Annotated in this window: 11 protein-coding genes; 4 read left to right on the forward strand and 7 right to left on the reverse strand. The window is 74.3% G+C overall.

Translation table 11 applies throughout. The annotated features are described in order from the left end of the window. Positions 1 to 19: 19 nt before the first annotated feature. The 4 genes from ACIP67_RS17165 to ACIP67_RS17180 form a co-directional block, all read right to left on the reverse strand. Positions 20 to 1,543: a PrsW family intramembrane metalloprotease gene (locus ACIP67_RS17165; protein WP_401692489.1), complete on the reverse strand. Its 1,524-nt coding sequence runs from the start codon at positions 1,541 to 1,543 to the stop codon at positions 20 to 22. Positions 1,544 to 1,675: 132 nt separating this feature from the next. Next, a complete protein-coding gene (gene trmB, locus ACIP67_RS17170) occupies positions 1,676 to 2,479 on the reverse strand; it encodes a tRNA (guanosine(46)-N7)-methyltransferase TrmB (RefSeq protein WP_401692491.1) in 804 nt (267 codons plus the stop codon). Between the two features lie 151 nt (positions 2,480 to 2,630). Beyond that, positions 2,631 to 3,890, reverse strand: coding sequence for an L-2-hydroxyglutarate oxidase (lhgO, locus tag ACIP67_RS17175; protein ID WP_401692493.1), 1,260 nt, complete (start codon positions 3,888 to 3,890; stop codon positions 2,631 to 2,633). Positions 3,891 to 4,138: 248 nt separating this feature from the next. Then, positions 4,139 to 5,563 carry an MFS transporter gene (locus tag ACIP67_RS17180; RefSeq protein ID WP_385071379.1) on the reverse strand — a complete coding sequence of 475 codons (1,425 nt, stop codon included), beginning with the start codon at positions 5,561 to 5,563 and terminating at the stop codon, positions 4,139 to 4,141. Positions 5,564 to 6,298: 735 nt separating this feature from the next. Between ACIP67_RS17180 and ACIP67_RS17185 the strand changes: the two genes are divergently transcribed. Continuing rightward, entirely contained in the window at positions 6,299 to 8,434 is a 2,136-nt protein-coding gene (locus ACIP67_RS17185; protein WP_401692494.1) for an asparagine synthase-related protein, read from the forward strand. A gap of 86 nt (positions 8,435 to 8,520) precedes the next feature. Here ACIP67_RS17185 and ACIP67_RS17190 read toward each other — a convergent pair whose 3' ends face one another. Beyond that, the gene (locus tag ACIP67_RS17190; RefSeq protein ID WP_401692495.1) at positions 8,521 to 10,482 is read right to left on the reverse strand and encodes a sigma-70 family RNA polymerase sigma factor; all 1,962 of its coding nucleotides are present in this window, start codon (positions 10,480 to 10,482) and stop codon (positions 8,521 to 8,523) included. 607 nt (positions 10,483 to 11,089) lie between these two features. Continuing rightward, a complete protein-coding gene (locus ACIP67_RS17195) occupies positions 11,090 to 11,860 on the reverse strand; it encodes a TetR/AcrR family transcriptional regulator (RefSeq protein WP_401692497.1) in 771 nt (256 codons plus the stop codon). Between the two features lie 382 nt (positions 11,861 to 12,242). Between ACIP67_RS17195 and ACIP67_RS17200 the strand changes: the two genes are divergently transcribed. Together ACIP67_RS17200 and ACIP67_RS17205 are read left to right on the forward strand one after the other, a co-directional pair. Then, the gene (locus tag ACIP67_RS17200; protein ID WP_401692499.1) at positions 12,243 to 13,760 is read left to right on the forward strand and encodes an NAD(P)/FAD-dependent oxidoreductase; all 1,518 of its coding nucleotides are present in this window, start codon (positions 12,243 to 12,245) and stop codon (positions 13,758 to 13,760) included. 292 nt (positions 13,761 to 14,052) lie between these two features. Next, positions 14,053 to 15,705 carry a SpoIIE family protein phosphatase gene (locus ACIP67_RS17205; protein ID WP_401692501.1) on the forward strand — a complete coding sequence of 551 codons (1,653 nt, stop codon included), beginning with the start codon at positions 14,053 to 14,055 and terminating at the stop codon, positions 15,703 to 15,705. A 101-nt stretch (positions 15,706 to 15,806) separates the two neighbouring features. Here the strand turns inward: ACIP67_RS17205 and ACIP67_RS17210 are convergent, their stop codons facing one another. Next, complete coding sequence (locus tag ACIP67_RS17210) at positions 15,807 to 17,081, reverse strand: MFS transporter (RefSeq protein WP_401692538.1); 1,275 nt, start codon at positions 17,079 to 17,081, stop codon at positions 15,807 to 15,809. Between the two features lie 150 nt (positions 17,082 to 17,231). On the opposite strand from ACIP67_RS17210, the gene ACIP67_RS17215 reads away from it, so the two are divergent. After that, positions 17,232 to 17,792, forward strand: coding sequence for a MarR family winged helix-turn-helix transcriptional regulator (locus ACIP67_RS17215; protein WP_401692503.1), 561 nt, complete (start codon positions 17,232 to 17,234; stop codon positions 17,790 to 17,792). Positions 17,793 to 18,200: the final 408 nt, after the last annotated feature.

Genomic DNA, 18,200 nt, shown 5'->3' on the forward strand with positions numbered 1-18,200 from the left:
GACCGCGCCGACCCGGCTCTTACGACCGGTAGGGGTGGTAGGGGCCGTGCCCCGGGTACGGCCCCGGGTACGGCCCCGGTCCCGTCGGGTACCCGTAACCGCCTTGTCCGTGACTGGAGGGGCCCTGACCGGAGGGGCCCTGACCGGAGGGGCCCTGACCGGGATATCCCTGACCGGGATATCCCTGACCGGGCCCGCCGTGGCCCGGCCGACCGTGGCTCGGCCCGCCGTATCCGGGATGCCCGGGGCCGAGGACCCCGTACCCCGGCCACGGCGGCACGGCCAACGGGACCGGAGGAGCCGTCATGCGGGCCGCGTGCTCCAAGGCGGGGCGAGCGACGTCCTTGCGCCGCCAGAGCTCGTTGAGCAGTTCCCGCTCCCGTACGACGAAGTCGGCGCCGGCCCGGCCGAGGCTCCCCCGGTGCCGCAGGAACGCGAGGGAGGTCGCGTACGCCTCGTACCGCGCCACCTCGCGCGCGGCGGGCTTGCCCAGGTACCGGCGGGCGTGGTCGCGGGCCAGCCGCCGGGCGCGCATCGAGCCGAGCGCGTACGGCTCGCCCGGGGCGAGCCACCCCGCGGCCGCGTAGGCGGGCAGTTCCTCGCGGACGGTGCCCAGTTCCCGCTGGCGTGTCCACACCACCAGCCAGGTCAGCACCGCGAACGCCGGCACCATGAACGCCCCGTACACCGCGAGGAAGCCCCACTCGCCGAAGGACGCCGAGCCGTTCCAGAGGGCGTGCATGACCATGGCGAGCAGCAGGCCGGCCAGCGGGAGCAGGACCCGGCGTGCGCGCCGGCGGTGCGCGGAGAGCGCGGCGACGCCGAAGCCGATGCCGGTCAGGACCGTGAACAGGGGGTGCGCGAACGGGGACATGACGATGCGCACGAAGAAGGTCGCGGCGGTGACGGAGGCGATGCCGCCGTCACCGGTGAGCTGGTCGGTGCCGAAGGCGTTGCCGAGGTAGAGGATGTTCTCGGTGAACGCGAAGCCGGTCCCGGTGACGCCGGCGATGACGACTCCGTCGACCAGCCCGGTGAAGTCCCGCCGGCGGAAGAGGAAGACGAGGAGGACGGCGGCCGCCTTGGCGGACTCCTCCACGACCGGGGCGACGACCGTCGCGCCCAGGGTGTCCGCTCCGGCGGGGTCGGCGGTCGCCGTGGCTATCCAGCGGGTGGCGAAGCTGTTGGCGACGATCGCTATCAGCGCCGCCGCGCAGGCCCCCCACGCGAACGCGAACACCAGGTTCCGCCAGGGTCCGGGCTCGACCCGGTCGAGCCAGCGGAAGACGGCTATGAGGAGCGGGACGGGCAGCACGGCCAGTCCCAGACCCACCAGGAACCCCTGGGTGCCCGTCTGTTCGCGGACCAGGGCGAGGATCACCAGCCCCGACAGGGCGAGCAGGGCGATCAGGGCGCCGTACCGCACCCAGGTGCGCTGCCACCAGTGCGCGTGCCGGATCCCACCGCCCTCCGGCACCGCGCCGGGCTGCGGCGGCTGCGGGGGCTGTGGCGGGTGCGGCGGGTACGGAGGGCTGGTGGCCACGGCATCGACCCTAACGAGGGAGAGGACGGCGGTGGGGGGGCGGGGGGAGGAGGCATCGGCTCGAAGGCGGGCCTGGGTGTGGATGCGGGCGTGGGCCGGGGGCGGTGACCCGGGCGGCGCGGGCGCTCGGGGTCAGCCGTGCTGTACGCGACGGAACAGCAGATCGTTCACCACATGACCCTTGTCCAGGCCCTGCCCCTCGAAACGGGTGAGCGGCCGGAACTCGGGCCGGGGTGCGAAACCGCCGTCCGCCTGCGTGTTCTCGAAGCCGGGGTGCGCGGTGAGCACCTCCAGCATCTGCTCCGCGTACGGCTCCCAGTCGGTCGCGCAGTGCAGCAGCGCGCCCGGCCTCAGCCGGGTCGCGGCCAGGGTGAGGAACTCCGGCTGGATGAGGCGCCGCTTGTGGTGGCGCTTCTTGGGCCAGGGGTCGGGGAAGTAGACGCGCAGGCCGTCGAGGGAGTCCGGGGTCAGCATCTCGCGCAGCAGGATGATCGCGTCGCCGTTGCCGACCCGGACGTTGGTGAGGCTGTCGCGGTCGGCGAGGTTGAGGAGGTTTCCCTGGCCGGGCGTGTGGACGTCGACGGCGAGGAGGTTGGTGCCGGGGGCGGCGGCCGCCATCCGCGCGGTGGCCTCGCCCATCCCGAAGCCGATCTCCAGGACGACGGGGTGGTCGTTCCCGAACAGCTCGGTGAGGTCGACGCGGTGACCGTCGATGTCGAGCCCCCACTTCGGCCAGAGCCGTTGCAGCGCGTCGGCCTGTCCCGTGGTCACCCGGCTGCGGCGGGGCTGGAAGCTGCGGATCCGCCGCTCGAAGTGCGAGCCGGCGGGGTCGGCCTTGGGGCCGTCCGGGAAGCGGGGCTCGCCCTTGGCGCGGGTGCGGCGGAGGGACTCGCCGGGGGCGGGTCGGAGGTCGGGGGTGTTCAGGGAGTCAGACACAGTGGGGCCGATTTTACGTGCGTGGGTGGACGGGTTTCCTGCCCGGCCGAGCCGAGCCGAGCCGAGCCGAGCCGAGCCGAGCCGAGCCGAGCCGAGCCGGGCCGGGCCGAGCGGGGCGGACGGGGCGGGGTGACCGCGTGCGCGGTGGGGATCAGTCGTCGGCCAGCGCCCCCAGGGCCCGCCGGGCCACCTCCCGGCCGATCGGCAGGGAGGCCGTCGCCGCGGGGGAGGGGGCGTTGAGGACGTGGACGGTACGGGGGCCCTCCCGGATCAGGAAGTCGTCCACCAGGCTGCCGTCCCGCAGCACCGCCTGGGCCCGCACTCCGGCCGCCGCACGTACCAGGTCCCCGTCCTCGACGGCCGGCAGCAGCCGGCGCACGGCGTCCGCGAAGGCCGCCCTGGACAGCGACCGGCGCAGCTCGCCGGCGCCGTGACGCCAGTGCCGTCGGGCCAGGTGCCACACCCCGGGCCAGGCCGCCGTCGCCGCCGCCTCCCGCGGGCGTACGACACCCCAGGCGTACCCCTCCCGGGCCAGCGCCGGGACCGCGTTGGGGCCGATGTGGACGCTTCCGTCGATGCCGCGGGTGAGGTGGACGCCGAGGAACGGGAACGCCGGGTCGGGCACCGGGTAGACCAGGCCGCGCACCAGCTCGGGGCGCGCCAGCTCGTAGTACTCGCCGCGGAACGGCACGATCCGCACCCCGGGCTCGTCGCCGGTCAGGCGGGCGATCTCGTCGCAGTGCAGACCGGCGCAGTTGACCAGGACGCGTCCCCGGACGATGTCGCCGCGGGCGGTCAGGACGGCTACGCCGCGGCCGGGGCGGCGGTCGACGCGGACGACCCGGGCGCCCTGGCGGATCTCCGCGCCGGACGCCTCGCCCAGTTGCCGGGCGACCGCCGTGAAGTCGCAGACGCCGGTCGTGCGCACATGGATCGCCGCGAGGCCGCGGACCTCCGGCTCGTACTCGGTGATCTGCGCGGGGCCCAGCTCCCGGACCGGGATGCCGTTCTCCCGGCCGCGCTGGACGAGGGCGTGCAGGCGGGGCAGCTCGGAGCGGTCGGTGGCGACGATCAGCTTGCCGGTGACGGCGTGCGGGATGCCGTACTCCGCGCAGAACTTGATCATCTCGGCGGCGCCGCGGACCGCGTAGCGCGCCTTGAGCGAGCCCGGGCGGTAGTAGATCCCGCTGTGGACGACACCGCTGTTGCGCCCCGTCTGGTGCCGGGCGAGCCCCGGCTCCTTCTCCAGTACGGTCACGCGTGTACCCGGCGCGGCCCGCGTGATCGCGTGCGCCGTCGACAGGCCGACGATCCCGCCGCCGATCACCAGCACGTCACAGTCGTAGCCGACCGCCCGAGTCCCCGGCACCCGCCGCGCCACCTGCACCACCTCCCGGCTCCGATAGTGCACTGCGCCACTGACAACGGCTTGAAACCCCGGACGGTGTCCCGTGCCCCGTGTCCTGCGTCTCGTGGGCGCGCCGCACGAGCCGCTGCGTCCCACCGGTTCCATCGGTCCCACCGGTCCCGCTGTCCCACTGGTCCCACCGGTACCGGCAGCCCCGACGGTCCCACCGGTACCGGCAGCCCCGGCGGTCCCACCGGTACCGGCAGCCCCGGCGGTCCCACCGGTACCGGGAGCCCCCCGTTGCGCGGTGCTTACGCGGGCGCCATCAGCAGGGGCCGGGCGCGCTCGCGCAGCTCCACCACGCGGGGCTCGTCGCCGTACGGCTCCAGACGGTGCAGGAGGTCCTTGACGTACTCGGTGGTGCGGGCCGACGAGATGCGTCCGGCCACCTCCACCGCGCGCACCCCCTGCTCGCAGGCCGCGTCGAGATTGCCCGACTCGAGTTCGGCGACCGCCGAGACCACGAGCCGGAGCCCGTGCGAGCGCACGAACTCCTCCGTCGGCTTCGACAGTGCCTGCTCCGTGAAGCGGCGCACCTGGCGTGGTGCCTTCAGGTCGCGGTAGCACTCGGCGGCGTCGGCGGCGAAGCGGTCGTAGGAGTAGAAACCGAGCCACGAGGGGTCGTGGTCGCCCTCGCGGGCGCGCTCCAGCCAGCTCTCGGCGGCCTTCAGGGCCGCGCCGGCGGCCTGCGCGTCGCCCGCGCGCGCGTGGGCGCGGGCCTCGACCAGGCGGAAGAAGCTCATGGTGCGGGCCGTGGCCAGGCCGCGGTTGCGTTCCAGGGCGGCCTGCGCGAGGTCGACGCCCTCGTCGCCGAAGCCGCGGTAGGTGGCCTGGAGGGACATCGATGCCAGGACGTAGCCGCCGAGCGGGACGTCCGCCGCCGCGCGCGCCAGACGCAGCGCCTGGATGTAGTACCGCTGCGCGGCCTCCTGCTGGCCGGTGTCGAAGGCCATCCACCCGGCCAGCCGGGTCAGTTCGGCGCTCGCCCCGAACAGGGCGCGGCCCACTTCGTCGGAGTACGCGCCGAGCAGCAGGGGGGCCGCCTCCACCCGCAGGCACTCCGGCACCATCGACGAACGCCAGTCGCCGCCTCCGTACTTGGAGTCCCAGCGCCTGGCGTCCTCGGCGGCCTCCCGCAGTTTCTGCACATCGCTGTGGCCGACTTTGAGCGGTGCGCCGGAGCCCTCGGCGGAGTTCACCTCGCGCGCCACCGAACTGTCGGCCGGGGTTATCAGCCACCGTGAGGCGGGCGTTGCGTATGCGCTGACCGCGAACGAACCGGCCAGCGACTGCCAGATGCCCCCCGAGCCGGCCCGGCGGCCGGCGAGGTCGAGGCGGTACAGCTCCGTCGCCGAGCGCACGGCCTGGCCGACGTCCCGGGGGAAGGCGAGGCCCACTTCGGGCGCGGGGTCCGCGTCCGCCAGGCCGATCTCGTGGAGCGGCACCGGGCGGCCGAGCTTCTGGCCGATCGCGGCAGCGATGAGGTGCGGAGCGGCACCTTGCGGCACCATGCCCTTCGACACCCAGCGCGCCACCGACGTCTTGTCGTAGCGAAGAGTCAGCCCGCGTTGGGCGCCGAGGTCGTTGACGCGTCGCGCGAGTCCGGCGTTGCTGATTCCCGCGAGGGCGAGAACGGCGCCGAGCTTTTCGTTCGGCCCGCGTTGCTCCCTGGACATTGCGCCACCCCTCGACACAGACGGCTGCCGCGCTGGCATAACCACGCGGCATTCGTAAACCCAGCGTAGTTCGCCGCATCCCAAGCGTTAAGGGGCATTCTTCCGGATGGCGGGATTGTGGCACGCACGAAAGTGTCGGCACCGGTACGCACTGTCGCGGCGCGCTCCCGCTGTGTGGCCGTGCGCCCGTCCGTGCGCTCTTCTCCGGCCATGGGGGGAGCGGTTCCATGGGCCGTGCGTGGGTCGGCCCGCTGTACTGGATCCAGTGGGCTGGGGGACACCGCTGCCACCATCCCCGCGGGCGGCGGAACGGTCCGGGAGGCGAACTCCGTCTCCCGGGCCGGCGCGCCGTCCGAGGCGCGCGGCTGTGTACGGAGCGTGTGCGGGTCCGGCCCGACGGCGGCCCGACGGCGGCCCGCCGTCCGGTAATTGGCCGAAAATCGACCCCTTGTTCTGTGGGTGAATTCGCTTCCCACCATGGAAATCGAGGGCGCGCGGGGGGTTTTGGGGGAGCGTTTCGGGGGCGCATTCGCGTCGCACAGGCGAGGGCATGTGCGGTCACCAGCGCCCCGCGCGCGCGAGTTCCCATGGTGCCGCAGGTCGGCGCGGGGGCGTTCGCGGGGGCGCACTCCGGGGATCTCAAGCGGCGTCACCTCCTTCTGCGGCGCGTTCTTCGTGGCAGCATGTGAACCGTTCGTGCGGTGCACTGGTTGTCCACAGCCTGTGGAGGCGTCGATGCGGTGGTTGGTGGGATGGAGCAGCACCGCCGCGGGAGGGAACGGCCCCGGCGCCGTCGGAGCGGGGGGCTACGGCGGTGGGTACGCCGGCCGCGGCGAGGACGCCGGGCGCATCGGCTACGACGGCGAGACGCTGCACCCCGTGGGCTCCCAACTGCTGTGGGGCGACCCCGATCCCCTGTGGGCGGTCGGCGATTGGCGGCCCGACGAGGTGCGCGTGGTGCGGGCGGACGCCCAGACCCGGATCGCCGTGCTCGGCATCTGCGGGGCGACGGACGAGCAGCTGCGCGTCGGGCTGTTCGCCGCGCGCGGAGGGGCACTGCGCCATCTGACGGCCTGGCCGGGCAGCTACACCGCGATCGTCCAGGTCGGGCGGCGCATCACCGTCTGCGGTGATCTGGCGGGCGCCCGCCCGGTGTTCCACACGCCCTGGGCGGGCGGCACGGCGTACGCGACGGCCGCGCTGCCCCTGGCCGACCTGGTCGAGGCCAACCTCGACTTCGGCCACCTGGCGGCCCTCCTCGCCGCCCCCGACGTACCGGCCGCCGTGCACGACTCCACGCCGTACGACGGCGTGCGGCGCGTTCCGCCGGGGCACGCGCTGATCCTGCGCGCCGGGGCGCGTGAGATCGCCGGGTACGAGCCGGTCGCCTCCCTCGCCGTGGCGGCGCCTCCGGCCGATCCGGACAGCGCGGTCGACGCCGTGCGCGACGCCCTCGTCGAGGCGGTACGTGCGCGTCTGTCCGCGCCGCGGCACGTCCCCGACATCGATCCCGGGCCCGTCCCCGGCATGGGCCCCGCCGAGCGACGGGCCGCGCGCGGGATGCCGGTCCCGGGCATCGGCGCCGACCTGTCCGGCGGTCCCGCCTCGGGGACGCTCGCGCTGCTCGCGGCGGGCCTGCCCGGCAGGCCCGGCACGCTCCTCGGGCACGGCACCGGCGCCGGCGAGCGCCTGCTGGCCGTCACCTTCAACGACCTGGCCGTCGGCGGCCACGAGGCCGAGGTCGAGCGGGCGGGCACCCTCGCGGCCAACCCCCGCCTGCACCACGTCGTCGTGGCCGGGGGCGAGGAGACCCTGCCGTACGCCGACCTGGACGGCCCCCTGACCGACGAACCCGGCCCCAGCCTGGTGACGGCCGCCCGCCACCGCGCGCGCCTCGCCGCGGGCAGCGCCGACCACTTCACCGGCCACGGCGCCCGCCAGGTCCTCGACGCCCACCCCGCCCGCCTGGCCGACCTGCTGATGGACCGCAAGAGACGCCACCTCGTCCGGCCCGTCGCCGCCCTGACGAAGGCGGAGGGGTCCGTGTTCGTCCCCGCGCGTGTGTACGGCGCCGCCCGCCGGCTGGCCCGTACCCCGTACGGGGCGGGCGTGGAGGGCCTCGCCGACCGGCTACTGCACCGCCGCTTCGACGACCCCGCGGGCGCCGCGGGCGCCGTGGGGGCCTCGCTGGCGGCCCTCGCCTGGGGCGGGCCCGGTCCGGCCGCGCGCTGGCTGACCGGAGAGGCACTGGCTGAAGTATCGGTTCGCCTCCAGTCCATGGCGCACCGCGCCGGTGTGGGCCCCGGCCAGCGTCCCGGCGACTACCGCGCGCGTGCCGCCCTCGCCCGCCACGCGGCCGATCTGCGCGTCCTGGAGCAGGCCGCCGAGATCCGCTCCCAGCGCCTGCACGCCCCGTTCCTCGACAACCAGGTCGTGCGCGCCTGCCGTGCGCTCCCCGAGACCCTGCGCGTGCAACCGGGGGCGCGTGCCGCGATCCTGCGCACCGTCCTGAAGGGCTCCGGCGTGGCCGACCTCCCGCCCGGCTGGGGTGCCCCCTCCCTCGGCTCCACCACCGCCGCGGCCCGTGCCGGCCTGCGGGTGGCCACGGACCCCGTGCTGGCCCTCTTCGACGCCCCTCTCCTCGCGGAGGCGGGCCTGATCGAGGCCCGGGTGGTCCGCAAGGCCCTGCGGGGGGCGGCGGCGGGCGAGCCCCTCCCGCTCGACGGCCTGGCCGACCTGGTCTCCCTGGAACTGTGGCTGCGCCGCCTGCTGTCCCGCCGCGGCACGTGCTGGACGGGCACCCCGGCCCGCGCGCGTGCGGTACCCGCGGGGATCGCTCCCCAGCGGCGGGCGGTCTCCTCCGGAGGCTGATCGGACCGGGGGACTTCTCCCCTCCCGGCGGGGACTTCTCCCCTCCTGGCGGGGACTTCTCCCCTCCTGGCGGGGCCTTCGCTCTCCTAGGAGCAGGTGAACCCGGACTCCGCCCAGTCCGCGAGCGTGAGCGTGTCGAGGGGGCCGTACGGCTCGACCACCAGCCGGACCGTCCGGCGCCCGGTGAGGTCCACATGGACGGGGACGGCCGGGTCACCGCCCCCGACCACGGGGGACGTCCAGAGCCGGTCCCCGTCGGCGTGGACGGAGAAGGTGACCTTGCCGAGCTTCCCCGTGAGGTCGTCGACGCCGACCACGGCGTCGTACGCGGTGCAGGCGCGGTTCAGATCGACGGTGACGGAGGAGTCCCCGTGGACGGTCACCCCGCGCGCGTACTGCCGGCCGGCGATGGACAGCTCGGAGCGCTGCCAGCCCCAACTGCTGCCGCCCAGCCGGATCTCCGGCCCGGTGCCGTCGCCGGCGACGTCGAAGGGCAACTCGTCGAGCCGGTGGACGGCCGGGGCCGGCGGGGGTGCCGACGACGGTGTGGAGGTGGGCGCCGGGTCAGGAGCGGGGGTGGGGGTCGGTGTGGGGGTGGGGGTGGGGGTCGACTTCCCGTCGGGCCGGGACGTGGGCGTCGGCGTGGCGGCCTCGGCCGGGACGATCACCGTGGGGGGCGGCGTGGACCTCTCCTGCGTGCGGGTGGGGCGGGGCGTCGGCGCCGGCGTGGGCTGCTCCGGCAGGACGGCCGGGACGGAGGTGGGGGGATGGGCCACGGGCTGCCGCGCGGGGCTGTCGTCGCCGACGAGGCCGAGAGCCACCGCCGCGGCCGCCACCGCGACCACGCCGGCCGCGACACCGGCCTTCACCGGCGCGCCCAGCCCCTCCGAGGCCGCCGTACCGCCCCCGGAGCCCGAGGAGCCGCCGCTCGCCGCCGCACCGCCCCCGGCGCCCCACGCGCCCGACGATCCGCCGCCCGACACCGCCGTACCGCCCGCGACGCCCGCCGCCCCGGCACCGCCGGCGATGAGCGCGGCCGCCTTGGCGTACCCGGCGGCTCCGAACCAGCCGATGACCGCGACCGGCACGACGGCGGGGATGCCTCCCGCCACCTCCTCGATCTGGAGGGCGGCCAGCCGACACCTCGCGCACTCCTCCAGGTGCTTGCGCAGCCCCCGTTCGGCGCGGGTGCGCAGCCGGCGGCGGGCGTACGTGCCGAGCTGGTCGGCCCACCGGGCGCACTCCTCGTCGCTGGTGAGGGTGGCGCTGACGTGGGCCTGGAGGTAGGCCTGCTTGAGGCCCTCACGCGCCCTGCTGGCCAGCACGCGGGTGCCGTTGGCGTCGAGCCCGAAGAGCGTGGCGACCTCGCTCGGCGACTCGTCCTCGACCTCGGTGTGCCACAGCACGGCCTGCCAGCGCTCGGGCAGCGAGCGGAAGGCCCGCATGGCCATGGACCGATCGGCCTCGTGCATCGCGCGCACCTCCGCGCCGAGGTCGAGCGCGTCGTTGTCGGAGACCTCGGAGGACCGGCCGGACTGCGCGGCGAACACCGCGAAGTCGTCCACGAGCTGTTCCCGCTTCGCCGACCGCGTCCAGTCGGCGGCGACCCGGCGGACGGAGGTGAGCAGGTAGGCGCGTACGGCGTGCTCGGGGCCGGAGCCGCGGCGTACGGCCTGGAGCATGCGGGCGAAGACCTCGGCGGTGAGGTCGTCGGCGGTGTGGGCGTCCCGGCAGCAGGTGCGCGCGTACCGGCGCACGGCGTCGGCATGGCGCCGGTACAGCTCCTCGTACGCCGTGTCGTCGCCCGAGCGCATCCGCCCGATCAGCTCGGCGTCGGCCGGCGGCGTGTCCGGCGGCGGCAGGACGCTGTCGTCCGCCCGCCACTCGCGCTGTGCCGGAACGCCGACGCCCTCCGGCGGCACGCCCGCGGTGTCGCGGCCTCGGGGGACACCCGGGCGCCCGCCCTGACTGGGCACCTGCGGCGCCACCCGGCCACCGGCCTCCGCGCCACCGTCGCCCAGTGACCCGTTCCGCCCCTCAACGCTCATCGCGGAAAGCCCCTGCCGCCTGCCCAACCGGTCCCGACCACCGGCTCAGAGTGCCATACCGGCCTTCCTCCGGGATCCCCGCGGACCGGGCCCGCCCACCCGTCCGTCGGGGGGCTGATTCGCACTTCAGTGCGGGAATTCACCCGAACGGGGAAGGTTCGGCTGCCGCGCCCGGCAGAGACGCCGCGCAGCCTGTCGGGCGCGCCGGGCACGCCCGTGGCGGAGGGCCGGGGGAGGAGCGCCGGAACGCCCCGTCCCACCGTCACCCTTTCGAGTCACTCACGGCTTCCGCCACCGCTGACGAATCCGGCCGCCGCCCATGACGGGCCTGGCCCGCCGCCCATGACGGGCCTGGCCCGCCACCGGTGACGGACCTGTTCCGCACCGTTGGCGGACCTTTCCCGCCACCGTTGACGGATGCGGCCCGCCACCAGTGAGAGAGCTGGCCCGCCGTCGTCAGCGGAACCGGCCGCCGTCGTCGGCGAAGCCGGCCCGCCGTCGTCAGCGGAACCGGCCGCCGTCCCCGGCGAAGCCGGCCCACCGTCATCGGCGAAGCCGGCCCACCGTCATCGGCCAAGCCGCCCACCGTCCCCGACGGAACCGCCCCCTACCCGACCGGCCGCGACCGCAGCCCCTCCAGCAGGATGTCCAGCAGCCGGGCCGAAGCGGCCGCCTGCTGGGCCGCGTCCGGCAGTGAGGGCGCCGCTGTGGCGATCACCAGCAGGACGTCCGACACCGACACGTCGGGCCGCAGTGCGCCCGCCGCGCGCGCCCGCTCCACGAGCTGGCCCACGACGTCCAGCAGCGCTGCCGCCCCGGCGTCGTCCACGGGCGCCGGACCGCCCTCCTCGGACACCAGCCGCAGCTCACCGCCGACCGGCTGGGACCGCTGCTGCGGCACCCGCACCGCGTCGGCCGTAGAGCCCTCGGCGCCGCCCTCGTCGGAGACACCGACCCTGAGCACCTGCGGCGGCAGCAGCCGCCCGGCACCCGAGGCCACCGACGTCCGCAGGAACCGCGAGAGCGCCGACCACGGCTCGTCCTCCTGGCCGAGCGCCGCCCGTGCCTGGTCGGTCAGCCGGGAGGTCTCCTCCTCGGCTATCCGCCGCACGAGCACGTCCTTGCTCGGGAACCGCCGGTACACGGTCCCCACGCCCACGCGGGCGCGCCGCGCCACGTCCTCCATCGGCGCGCCGTACCCCAGCTCGCCGAAGACCTCGCGCGCCGCGCGCAGCACGTGCTCCAGATTGCGCTGTGCGTCCACGCGCAGCGGCGTGGTCCGCGGGCCGTCCCCGCGTCCCGTGCCCGCCGCCGCGCTCACCGCGCCGCCCGGTGCAAGGGCGGACGCGGACGACCAATGCCTGTCCTGAATGTGCATGAATGATCCCCCGGTAATGACGTCTCCCCCCGGAGACTCTCCCCGCCATCGAAAAGCCGGGGCGATGGAACCGGGGGACCACGACCACCCGGACCCGCCCGTCGCGGACCCGAGGAGCGCCTCCCCCTACACCCCGTCGACACACGAACATAGTTGAGCGGGACTCAATTCAGAAGGGGCAGGTTCCGCACGGAGCGCCCCCCGATCGGAGTACGCGGCGTATACGTCCCGATTGCGCCTCTTCCCGCACCCCGGCGCACACCGGTTGACCTGCGCCGCCGCACTCCACACCGGTGTTTCGGCCAACCCGGCGCCCGCCTCGCTTCCGGACGCCCGCCGTGCCGGGGCTGTGGACAAACTCCGGCGCCGGGTGCGTCATGGGATGGTGAAGGAACGTGCGCGCATTCTCGTTGTCGGCGGCGGCTACGTCGGGATGTACACGGCCCTGCGGCTCCAGCGGAAGCTCAGAGGGGACATCGGCCGGGGCGAGGCCGAGATCACCGTCGTCACCCCCGACCCGTACATGACGTACCAGCCGTTCCTGCCCGAGGCCGCCGCCGGCGCCATCTCCCCCCGCCACGTCGTGGTCCCGCTGCGCCGCGTCCTGCCGCACTGCCGGGTCGTCGTCGGCGAGGTCACCGCCGTGGACCACGCCAAGCGCACCGCCACCCTCACCACCCTCGCCACCGAGGAGGAGGGCACCGGGCCCCGCCAGACGGCGTACGACGAACTCGTCCTCGCGCCCGGTTCCGTCTCCCGCACGCTCCCCATCCCGGGCCTCGCCGACCACGGCATCGGCTTCAAGACCGTCGAGGAGGCCATCGGCCTGCGCAACCACGTCATCGAACAGATGGACATCGCCTCCTCCACGCGCGACCCCGCGATCCGCGACGCGGCCCTCACCTTCGTCTTCGTCGGCGGCGGCTACGCGGGCGTGGAGGCGCTCGGCGAGCTGGAGGACATGGCCCGCTACGCCACGCGCTACTACCACAACGTCAAGCCCGAGGACATGAAATGGGTCCTCGTCGAGGCCTCCGACCGGATCCTGCCGGAGGTCGGCGAGGAGATGGGCCGCTACACCGTCAGCGAACTGCGCCGCCGCAACATCGACGTCCGCCTCCACACCCGCCTGGAGTCCTGCGCGGACCGCACGGCCGTCCTCAGCGACGGCGCCCGCTTCCCGACCCGTACGGTCGTGTGGACCGCCGGCGTCAAACCCCACCCGCTGCTCGCCGCCACCGACCTCCCCCTCACCGACCGGGGCCGGCTGAAATGCACACCCGAGCTGACCGTCGAGGGCGTCACACACGCGTGGGCCGCCGGAGATGCCGCCGCCGTCCCCGACGTCACCGCCGCCGAGCCCGGCACGTACACCGCCCCCAACGCCCAGCACGCCCTGCGCCAGGCCAAGGTCCTCGCCGACAACATCGTCCGCTCCCTGCACGGCGAGCCCCTGCGGCCGTACGCCCACAAGTACGCCGGCTCGGTCGCCTCCCTGGGACTGCACGAGGGCGTCGCGCACGTCTACGGACGCAAGGTGAAGGGCTACCCCGCCTGGTTCATGCACCGCGCCTACCACCTCAGCCGCGTGCCCACCGTCAACCGCAAGGCACGCGTGCTCGCCGAATGGACGCTGTCGGGCCTCTTCAAACGGGAGATCGTCTCGCTCGGTTCACTCGAACACCCCCGTGCGGAGTTCGAACTGGCCGCGGGGGGAAAGCCTTCCGCCGACCGGAAGGGCGCCCGGCGGGAGGACGGCCGGGAGAACGGCCGGGACGACGGCCGGGAGAACGGCCGGGACGACGGCCGGGACGACGGCCGGGACGACGGCCGGGACGACCGGCGGGACACCCCGAAGGACGACCCGAAGGGCGGCTCGAACAACAACCCGAACGGGTAGTCCTGGCCGGATCCAGGAACTCCACCGGCCGCCCCGGCGTCTGACGAATGTCGTCCCGCACGGCCACCCTGCCAGACTGCTGACCCATCCCTCCCCGAGCCTCTCCCCGACCCTCCCGAGCCCTTTCCCGAGCCCACGGCGGGCCACCACCCGCCCCGCCCCACGACGAGGCTGTTTCCACGTGCTGCATATCCCGGGTGTGCTGCAACAATGTGCGGCCACCGCCGCGCGGCCCCCGGAGCCCAGGCCGGGCCCGGAGCCGGCCGACGACGACTACACGAGGCAAGGAATCGTGAACTTCACGCGCTGGAGCGCCCGGCTCCCCGGAACACAGCGCCGCGCCAACGCGCGGGCCGAGCACACGGTCACCACCACCGACCGACGCAGCGAGGGCTCCGTGCCCGCGGCCCGCGCCGAACGGCTCACCGACGAGCCGCCCCCGGTCCCCGCCGTCGACGAACTCCCGGTCCGCGAGGTCCTCGACCGCGTCCCGGCCCTCGTCGCCCTCGTCCACGGCCCCGACCACCGCCTCGCCTACGTCAACGGCGCCTACACGGCGGCCTTCGGCGTCCGGCCGCCCGGCGAACCGGCCGCCGAGGCCCTCCCCGAGCTGCGCGAGCTGGGCCTGATGCCGCTCCTCGACCAGGCCCTGCGCAGCGGCCGGCCGCGCACCCTGAAGTCCCGCAGGGCCCCCGACGGCCGCTCCTACACCTTCACCTGCACCCCGGCCGCCGAGGACAACGGCGAGGGCGCCGTCCTCATCTTCGCCACCGACGTCACCGACCACGCCGAGGCCGCCGAACGTCTCAGAGCCAGCGAACGCCGCCAGCGCGAGACCGCCGTCACCCTCCAGCGCTCCCTTCTCCCCCAGGAGCTCGAACAACCGGACGACCTGCGCATCGCCGCCACCTACCAGCCCGGCGGCACCGAAGCCGCCGTCGGCGGCGACTGGTACGACGTCATCACCCTCGGCGGCGGCCGCACCGCCCTCGTCATCGGCGACGTCATGGGCCGCGGCGTCCGCGCGGCGGCCGTCATGGGGCAGCTGCGCACCGCCGTCCGCGCCTACGCCCGGCTCGACCTGCCCCCGCACGAGGTCCTCCAGCTCCTCGACGGCCTCGCCGCCGAGATCGACGCCAACCAGATCGCCACCTGCGTGTACGCCGTCCACGACCCGAACGAGGGACGCCTGGTGTACGCCTCCGCCGGCCACCTGCCCATCCTCGTCCGCGACGAGACCGGCACCGTCCGGCGCGCCGACGAACCCACCGGCCCCCCGCTCGGCACCGGCGGCTGGATGCACGCGTCCGGCACGGTCCCCCTCACCCCCGGCTCCACGGCCGTCCTCTACACGGACGGCCTGGTGGAACGCAGGAACGAGGACCTCGACGAGGGCATCGCCTCCCTGGAGCGCGCCCTGGCCGGCGCCACCGGCACCCCCCAGGTGATCTGTGACCGCCTGGTCCGCTCGGCCGGCGTCACCGCCGACCACGACGACGACGTCGCCGTCCTGGTCCTCCAGCACCCGCACCGCACCGGCGCCGACGGCGAGCTGTTCCGCAACGCCGCCCTGGATCTGCTCGGCGGCGTGGAGGCGGCCCCCCGCGCGCGTGCCTTCGCGTCCGGCGTCCTCACCAGCTGGCGCTTCCCCGCCGAACTGCACGACCTCGGCGTCCTCGCCACCAGCGAGCTCGTCGCCAACTCGCTCCAGCACGGCACCCCGCCCATGCGCCTGCGTCTGCGCCGCACCGACCGCCGCCTGATCATCGAGGTCACCGACGGCGACGACCACCTGCCGCGCCGCCGCCGCGCCGAACCGGGCGACGAGTCCGGCCGCGGCATCGCGATCGTGGCCACCATCGCCTCCGGCTGGGGCAGCAGACGGACCCCGGGCGGCGGCAAGGCGGTGTGGTGCGAGTTCGTCCTGCCCCGCACGACGGACTGACGACGCCACGGCCCGGGGAACAGCCCGGGGGCGGCCGTCGTCCACGACGACGCCGCCCCCGCACAGCCTCATGACGCCCTCATGACACCCTCAGGACGGCCTCACGCCTCGGCGCCGACGGGCTCCGTGGCCGCCCCGCCCCGAGCCACCACCCGGTTCCGCCCGAGCCACGGCTGATCCTGCTCGGCGGTGAGCCGCCGCCCCAGCCGCACGGCGAGGACGCTGATCCCCAACGAGAACACCAGGAACGTCACCACGTACGGCCCGTGCAGCGAGGCGCCCATCGGCCCGCCCACGGCCGGACCGATCGCCAGCGCCAGCTGCTTGACCAGTGCGAACGCCGAGTTGTACTGGCCCGCCAACCCGGCCGGCGCCAGATCGGCGACCAGCGGCGCGACCGTCGGCGACAGCATCGCCTCCCCCAGCCCGAACAGCGCGTACGTCGACACGAAGGCCGCCGTCGCCATCTCCCGGCTGCCGTGCCCCAGCCCCGCGTAGCCGGCCACGGCCCATGCCACGGCCCAGATCAGACCCACCGCAGCGATCACCCGCGACCGCTTCTGCCGCTCGACGAACTTCAGGACGGCGAACTGCGCGACGACGATCACCACCGTGTTCGCGGCGAGCGCGGTCCCGAGCGCGGACGTGGAGATCCCCGCGGCCTCGACCCCGTACGCACTCAGCCCCGACTCGAACTGTCCGTAGCAGGCGAAGAACAGGACGAAGCCCAGCACACACAGCTGCACCATCGCCCGGTTCCCGAGCAACTGCCTCCAGCTCCCCTTCGAGGATCCCCGCGGAGCGTCCTCGACCCGTGGCGCCTGCGGCATCCGCACGGTCGCCACCACCGCGGCCAGCAGCAGGAACATCGCCGCCTCGATCGCGAACAGCAGCGTGAACGACGACACGCGCGTGGTGTCGACGAGGTGCCCGCCGATCAGCCCCCCGACGCCGAGCCCCAGGTTCTGCAGGAAGAACTGCGTCGCGAACGCCCGCGACCGCGTGTCCGCGGTCGAGCAGTCCACGATCATCGTCGCGAGCGCCGGCTGCATCACGGCCTGCCCGCCCCCGAGCGCGGCCGCCGCGGCCAGTACGGCGGTGGCGCTGCCGGCCAGCCCCAGGCCCAGCGCGCCCACCGCGGCGGTGACCAGGGCGGCGATCAGGACCGGCAGCGGGCCGCGCCGCACGATCGCCCGACCGGCGAACGGCAGCACGATCAGCGCGGCCACGGCGAAGACGGCGAGGACGAGCCCCGCCGTCCCGGCCCCCAGCCCCCTCATCTGCGCCACATAGACGTACAGGTAGGGGACGGTGAAGCCGAGTCCGAACGCGCTGAGTGCGTTGCCCACGTGGATCCGGCGCATCGCCGCGCCCATCGCCCTGGTCACGTTCACCTCTCTCAGGTGGTCGCTCACTGGTGGCGAAGTCCAGTTCTTAGAACCGAAGACTTCGAAGATAAATTTCAAGGCTAAACAGTACACCTCGAAGAACTTCAAGGCGAATGACCCGCGTGCGATACTGAGCCCATGGGCGACACCTCCGGCAGCACCGGCATCGGCAGCGAGCCGACCCTCGAAGAGCAGATCGCCGCCTACCAGCGCGAGTTCCAGGACCTCGACCCCCAGGTCGAGAAGATCGTCTCGGCGCTGTCCCGCCTGAACCGCCGTATGAACGTCGCCTACGGCCGCCAGACCGCCGCCCTCGGTATCAGCAACGCCGAGTGGGAGGTGCTCAAGGCGCTTGTCCTCTCCGGCGCCCCCTACCGCCTGGGCCCCAGCGACCTCGCCAAGCGCCTCGGCCTCACGCCGGCCGCCATGACCCATCGGATCGACCGCATGGTCGCCGAGGGACTGGTGACCCGGGAGCGCGACGAGTCCAACCGGGTCCGGGTCATCGTGGAGCTGACCCCCGAGGGCCGTGAGAAGTGGCTGGAGGCGATGCGCCTGGCGACCGTCTTCGAGGAGGACCTGCTCCAGGACCTCTCCGCGGAGGACCGCACGGCCCTCGGGGACGTTCTGACCAGGCTGCTGCGCCGGGTGGAGCACGCCCAGCCGGACGCCGGCGGACGACTCACCGACCTCGATTAAAAGATCTTGACAGGGGGCGCTTGACACCCCCCTCCGCGATCCGTAAAGTTCTTCGGGTTGCCGCGGAGCCGTAACGGTTCTTCGACAGCACCTCCGCCGCTGAAGCGGCACCTCACACCACAGCAAGATCTCCCCATGGGACTGCATTCGGCATGCCCGAAAGCAATTCGAATTGGGGCCGGCGGCTCGATTAGCGCTCGCCGGGGCGGATCCGCTAAGGTTTGAGACGTCGGAACGGCCCAACGGCCGGGAAGACAACCCCCTCTGACTGGGAATCAGACGCCGAAAGGATCTGATAGAGTCGGAACCGCCGGAAAGGGAAACGCGAGAGCGGAAACCTGGAAAGCACCGAGGAAATCGGATCGAGAAAAGATCTGATAGAGTCGGAAACGCAAGACCGAAGGGAAA

The organism is Streptomyces sp. NPDC088812, assembly GCF_044750285.1.
Taxonomy (GTDB): Bacteria; Actinomycetota; Actinomycetes; order Streptomycetales; family Streptomycetaceae; genus Streptomyces.